The following is a 6000-nucleotide window of genomic DNA, read 5'->3' on the forward strand; positions in this document are numbered from 1 at the left end:
CCGTCAAGCCGGGACTCCACTGCCGGCGACAGTTCGGCCGGCTCGCCCTCGAACCGGAACTCTGCCAGAGCCCCTTCCGTCTGCGCCGCGTACACCTCGGGCGGCAGCTCCGCCAGTGCCTCGGTCAGTGAGATCCCCACCGATCGCCCCTCCCGCTCCCCCGGCACCGGCTCAGCCGGGCGCCAGAGTCCAGCCTGGACCAACGGTCCCCCGTTGTGCAGCACTTCGGCCTATCCGGTCGCGAGCCCCGTATCGCCTGGTGTGAGCGCGCCGGTGACAGCAAGGCCATCGATGCCGACGAGACCGCCCGCTGGACTGCCCGGTCTTGTCAGCCGAGCAGGACGCCGGGGTTCAGGATGCGGTGGGGGTCCAGGGCGTCCTTGGCCGCGCGCAGTGCCAGCGCGAAGGGCTCCGGGCACTGGAGGTCGTAACCGGCGCGGTGGTCACGGCCGACGGCGTGATGGTGAGTGATCGTGGCACGGTGGCGGTGCAGGACCTCGCCGGCGACGGCCTTGACGTCGTCCCAGACCTCGACCTCGTCGCCGGGTCGGCCGGCGACGGCCACGGTGAAGTAGGGGGCGGCCCCGTCGGGGTAGACGTGGGTCAGGCGGCAGTTGACGGTGGCCGGGTGGCCTGTGGCTTTCATGGCGGCGGTGGCGACCTCGGTGCGGACGGCGTCGATCAGGGCGGGGATCTTGTCCCAGGTGGCGGCGGTTTCGAAGGTCTCGACGACGGCGCCCATGCGGGCCAGGCCGTCACGCAGGTAGGGCATGCGCAGGAACGCCGAACGCCAGGCACTCACGGCCGAGCCGGCCGAGGCGTCACGGCCCGCCGGGTGCTCGTCGGCGTGGCCGCCGTGGGCGCGGGCCAGGTCCATGGCGGTGGCGAGGCGGTCGTCGACGGGCCCGGTGGCGGATTCGAAGCCCAGGACCAGGACGGAAGAACCGTCGTGGGAGGCGCCGGAGAGCAGGGCCTCGCCGGCGTCGAGCAGGCGGCAGTTGGCCGGGGCGAGGTCGGACTGGGCGAGGGCGCGTACGGCGTCCAGTGCGCGGTGGAAGTCGGCGAAGGCGATGGAGGCGGAGGCTTTGTGGCGGGGGCGTTCCTGCAGGCGCATCCAGGCCTCGGTGATGACGCCGAGCGCGCCTTCGGACCCGAGGAAGAGCCGGTCGGGCGAGGGGCCGGCGCCGGAGGCGGGCAGGCGCCAGGAGGTGCCGGCTGCGGCGGGCGTGATGACACGCAGGGACTGCACGAAGTCGTCGATGTGGGTGTGGACGGTGGCGTAGTGGCCGCCGGCCCGGGTGGCGAGCCAGCCGCCGAGGGTGGAGAACTCGAAGCTCTGAGGGAAGTGGCGCAGGGTCAGGCCGTGAGGCCGCAACTGTTCCTCCAGTACCGGGCCCAGGGCCCCTGCCTGGATCCGAGCCGAGCGGCTGACGGTGTCGATGTCGAGGACGCGGTCCATCGCGGTCAGGTCGAGCGACAGCACGGCGCGGTGGGCGTCGCCGCGGTACTCCACGCCGCCGACCACCGAGGAGCCGCCGCCGAAGGGAATGACGGCCACGTCGTGCTCGCCGGCCCAGTCCAGCAGGTCGGCCACGTCCCGGTCGCCGGCCGGGTGGGCGACGAGGTCGGGGATCCGGCCCGGGCGGGCGCGAAGGGCCCGGATGACGTCGCGGTAGGCCTTCCCCATGGCGTGGGCGGCGCGCGCCGACGGGTCGGTGGTGACCAGGTGGGTCAGGGAGGACGGGGGCGTCATGGCGGGTCGGCCGATGGGCAGGTCGGCGATGCGGGGTATCGGCAGCGGGCGGGCCAGGGTGCCTGGCAGCAGAGCCCCGAGGGCGGCGCATTCGGCGTCGTCGGGGTGGGCGTCCGTATAGCCCCAGCCCCACCAGGAGCGGGTGCGGGAGGAGCGGGGCGCGGAGGAGGTCGCAGGCATGAGGGTGCTCCCAGTGGGGTCCGATTCAACTTACCCATTGGTAAATTACCTTAGGGTAAGATCTGGCTCCATGACAACGCCCTCCTCCAAAGCCGGCACCAAGGGCGTGCCGAGAGCCGATCGCGAACGACAGATCCTGGCCGCGGCCACCGAGGAGTTCGGCCGCCACGGCTACGAGGCCACCACCGTGGCCGCCATCGCCGGCCGTGTCGGCGTCACCAAGCCACTGCTGCACCAGTACTTCGGCGGCAAGCAGGACCTCTACCTCGCCTGCCTCGACCCGATCGGCGACCGGCTTCTGGACGCCATCCACACCGCCATGGCCGAACACGACACCGACGCGCCGCCCACACCCCTCCGCGTCCTCAGCGCCCTCTTCACCGCCCTCGACGGCCGGCGCGAGGCCTGGTTCGTCCTCTACGACCCCACGCTCCCCTCCGGCAGCGACGCCGCCCGGCGCGCCGCGTACTACCGCGATGCCATCGACGACCTCGCCGCAGCGGGCACCGCCGAGCTCCTGCACACAGCCGGCACCACCGACCCGCTGGACGCCGACGCCCTCAAATACGCGTGGCGCGGCCTGTGCACCGCTCTGGTCCGCTGGTGGATCAACCACCCCGACCAGTCGCCCGAGGCCATGGCCCGACGCTGCGCCCGGCTCATCGAGGCCGCCCACACCATCCTCAGCACCGGTGACGGCACCATGTGAGCCAGACGGACGCCCGCAATGGATTACCCCGGTGCTGTACGTGCGCGGCGACACCGCGCAGTTGTTCACCTTCGCCGCAGAATCCTCCCAACTCTCGGTCCCGCGGACGCCGCCAGATACCGGTCGGCGCGACGTGCCGTCGCGCGATCTGTACGTGAGGGTCGCTGCAGAGGTGCGCGTGAGCCGCCACGGCCGGGCCATCGAGCTGCTCGACGAGCTGATCACGCTCGACCCGGATTACCCGGCCGCGGTGGCGCTGCGCGAGACCGCTGTGCACCAACGCCGACTCTCCGAGGCTTACGAGCAGGCGACAGACGCCGAGGCCGCCGGTGACCGGACCGCCGCGATCGGTGCGTACACGGAGATCCTCCGGACCGACCAGGGCTACAAGGACGCCGTCGCACGACGCGAATCGTGCCAGGCCCTGCAGCACACATCGCAGATCTGGAGGCTGAACTGCGCTGCCACGCGGATGCCGGCCGGTGGCAGGCCGTCCTCGAGGTCAGCGAGGATATCCGTGGGCTCGACCCGGCCGCCGGCGACCCCGACGGCCTGACCACCCGCGCCCACCAGGCGCTGCAGGAGGCGGACCACGAGCGCCGCTATGCCGAGGCCCGCATGGCGGAGGACGCCGGTGACTGGGCCGAGGCCTTTGCCCGCTACGGCGCACTCGCGGCCGAGGGCGGTTGTCGCGACGCTGCTCAGCGACGTGCCGTCTGTCAAAGGATCGCCGGGCTGCGCACCGCACTGGACGAGTACGCAGCCGCACGAGACTGGGTGAAGGTGCGGGACACGATCACCGAGTTGCCGTCCGTGCAATGGGGTGCGGCCGGCCAATACGCCGCACTGGCCGATCTCGCTCGGGGTGAAATAGCCGTCAACCCGCCCGAGCTGACCAGGATCGACTTCACAGACGAGGTCCTTTCCCTGTCGTGAACCCGAGCGGCCGAAGCATCGCCATCACAGGCAAGTCCCGATGGACCCGCGTCTACGACACCGCCGGTGCAGAGCGATTGAAGATCAGGGGAGGGTCGTGCGCTCCGACGTGTCCGCGCTGGCGTTCAGCGCGGACGGCCACCGAATCGTCACGGGCAACGCAGGCCGTGCTGCTCGGGTGTGGGATGCCACCACCGGCCGCCTGCTGCTCGATGTACGCCACGCCGCCGGCCTGAACGCGGTGGCTTTCAGCCCCGACGGCACCCTCATCGCAACCGGCAGTTCCGACCACGCCGTGCGCCTCTGGCAGGCCGCCGACCTGTAGCGAAGGAACTGCAAGGGAAGGAAGCGCTGAAATGGGACGGCTGGTTGAATTCCCTACGTCGGATGGCGCCACCGTCCTGATCGAGGTCAAGGAGCCGGCAGCCGGGATGGTGACCCGTGGACTCCGCGACACCGCAGTAACCGAACGGGCGCAAAAGACCTTCGAGGAAGCCGTACGCTGTGCGCGGCCCGCGGTAGAAGGCGTGGTCACCCAACTCCGCACCATCGCCGAGTCACCTGACGAGATCCACGTCGAGTTCGGCCTTGACCTGCACGCCGAAGCCGGTGCCTTCATCCCCGCTGCCAGCACCACCACCAATTTCACCGTGGCCGTCACCTGGAACCGGAAGGAACCCCTTCCGACGACCGGGTAACCGGATCACGCAACCTATTGGGAGGGAGGCCCAGAAGCCAGGGCTGAGGGGACGGGGGCGACGCGAAACGGGCAGGGGTGTCGGGGCGAACGCAGGCCGCCAGAGCGGCGGCGGGGTTCTCGTTCCCTTGACCCGGTTGTCCTGGCCCAGCCTCTGATACCCAGCCCCCCAGCGGCCTCCAGCTCGGCGTCAAGTCCGGGATGGCCTGCGCTCTGCGCAGTCGGCTGAGCCGTTACGCGCCACCCGTGTCCACCGCCCCGTCTACGCGCCACCCGCGTCCGCCGCCCCATCGCGAGCAACGTCGCCGTCGGCGTTTCAGCCAACCGCTCCTCCCGCACCCCTGTTGCAGCGCAAGGGTCCGTGCATGCGGCATGCGCCGCCACCCGCTCTGTCCCGGGATTCCGAAGCGACCGAAATACATGCGTTCGATATCTCCGCCGGGTCGTTGAACCTCACGAGCACGCTGAACGACCGCTGCCGATGGCCGCGTCCCCCGTTCCCTGCCCGAGCCCCGCCCGAGTGCGAGCCATGCGTTGAGGAGCCGCGTCGTGAAGACCTCGACCCCCCGAGACCGGATCTCTCTCGTGACGCTGATGCTCGCCTCCGAGTTCGGCATCGTTCCGGCGTCGGTGACCGCCGGGCCGTCCGGGACCACGACGCGTAACTACGTGGCCACCACGAACACCGGCACCGCCTGGTTCGTCAAGACCTACCCGGCCGGCACGGCTCTGAGAACGGCCGAGAGCGCCGCCGCGCTGAGCGAGTACGCCCGGCTCTGCCGCGTGCCGGTCGCTCGCGCCCGCTACACGGTCGACCAGAAGCAGCTGGTCGCCTCCTGCGGGCAGATGACCATGTCGGTCACCCGGTACCTGCGTGACACGGTCACCGCCGACGGCCGGCTCACCGGACGCCGCTGGGAGGCCGTGGGCGAGGCGGTCGGCCGCCTGCACCGTGGCCTGGCCCGCCACCGGTTCGGGCCACCCCGGCTCGAGGAACGCGACAGGGCGGTCGACACCGCGCGCAGCCGGTGCCGGCTGGAAGGCCTCGTCCACCGCTACGAGACGGAACCCCCTCGCACGGACTTCGAGCGGTGGGCACTGGAGACGGCGCGGGAGCGGCTGGCCGGGCTGCCGGCAGTGGAAAAACTTCTGGAGGGGGCTCCGGAGCGGACGGTCTCGCAGCTGGTCCACGGGGATCTGTCCGGACCGAACGTGCTCCTGCGTGGGGACGACGTAGCGGCGCTCATCGACTTCGCCGCGCCGGGGCGACGCAGCCTCATGTGGGAACTCGGCCGGCTGGCGCTCGACCCTCGTACCGTCCTCTCCCAGCCGGACTGGCCCGACGGGCTGGGTCGCCTCGCCGCCGTCTACCGCCGGCGTCATCCGGTGGTGCCGGTTGAGGAGCTGGTGAGCGTGGTGCGGCTGACGGCCGCGCACCTCGGGTGCACCGTGTATCCGCTCAACACAGTCGTGGACAACCTCGGACCTGTCACCGACTCGCTGGAGACCTATGCCCTGGATCGTGTTCAGGCCGCGGTCGTACTGCGTGAGCGGCTCGACGAGGCGGAGGAGGTACTCAGAGGCCACCTCCGGTAGTCGCCTCCGCCGATCCGTGTCAGCGGGTCTCCTAGGCCGTGTTTTAGAACTCGCTGACCTGCCTGGTTGGCCGTCCGGGGAAGTCGCGGGCGGCCATCCAGATAGTCAGGTCGCGGGCGATGTCGTTGA

7 protein-coding genes and 1 pseudogene are annotated in these 6000 nt (G+C 71.0%); 6 read left to right on the plus strand and 2 right to left on the minus strand.

The features are described from left to right. Positions 1 to 26: 26 nt before the first annotated feature. Together OO54_RS48945 and OO54_RS37850 are read right to left on the minus strand one after the other, a co-directional pair. Positions 27 to 224 (minus strand): annotated as a pseudogene (locus OO54_RS48945) (hypothetical protein); the annotation flags it as partial. Positions 225 to 328: 104 nt separating this feature from the next. Then, on the minus strand, positions 329 to 1933 hold the full coding sequence (locus tag OO54_RS37850; RefSeq protein ID WP_033211559.1) for an FAD-binding oxidoreductase: 1605 nt from the start codon (positions 1931 to 1933) through the stop codon (positions 329 to 331). A gap of 70 nt (positions 1934 to 2003) precedes the next feature. Between OO54_RS37850 and OO54_RS37855 the strand changes: the two genes are divergently transcribed. The 6 genes from OO54_RS37855 (at position 2004) to OO54_RS37880 (ending at position 5871) form a co-directional block, all read left to right on the plus strand. Continuing rightward, the gene (locus OO54_RS37855; RefSeq protein WP_033211563.1) at positions 2004 to 2642 is read left to right on the plus strand and encodes a TetR/AcrR family transcriptional regulator; all 639 of its coding nucleotides are present in this window, start codon (positions 2004 to 2006) and stop codon (positions 2640 to 2642) included. Between the two features lie 31 nt (positions 2643 to 2673). Continuing rightward, positions 2674 to 3198: a tetratricopeptide repeat protein gene (locus OO54_RS37860; RefSeq protein ID WP_033211565.1), complete on the plus strand. Its 525-nt coding sequence runs from the start codon at positions 2674 to 2676 to the stop codon at positions 3196 to 3198. 62 nt (positions 3199 to 3260) lie between these two features. After that, the gene (locus OO54_RS37865) at positions 3261 to 3578 is read left to right on the plus strand and encodes a hypothetical protein (protein WP_033211567.1); all 318 of its coding nucleotides are present in this window, start codon (positions 3261 to 3263) and stop codon (positions 3576 to 3578) included. Between the two features lie 97 nt (positions 3579 to 3675). Continuing rightward, positions 3676 to 3903 (plus strand): WD40 repeat domain-containing protein, encoded by a 228-nt coding sequence (locus OO54_RS37870; protein ID WP_033211569.1) that lies wholly within the window; start codon positions 3676 to 3678, stop codon positions 3901 to 3903. Positions 3904 to 3934: 31 nt separating this feature from the next. After that, positions 3935 to 4276 carry a CU044_2847 family protein gene (locus tag OO54_RS46155; protein ID WP_033211571.1) on the plus strand — a complete coding sequence of 114 codons (342 nt, stop codon included), beginning with the start codon at positions 3935 to 3937 and terminating at the stop codon, positions 4274 to 4276. A gap of 548 nt (positions 4277 to 4824) precedes the next feature. Beyond that, the gene (locus tag OO54_RS37880) at positions 4825 to 5871 is read left to right on the plus strand and encodes a phosphotransferase (protein ID WP_051787747.1); all 1047 of its coding nucleotides are present in this window, start codon (positions 4825 to 4827) and stop codon (positions 5869 to 5871) included. Positions 5872 to 6000: the final 129 nt, after the last annotated feature.

Source organism: Streptomyces wedmorensis (assembly GCF_000716445.1).
GTDB classification, from domain to species: domain Bacteria; phylum Actinomycetota; class Actinomycetes; order Streptomycetales; family Streptomycetaceae; genus Streptomyces; species Streptomyces wedmorensis.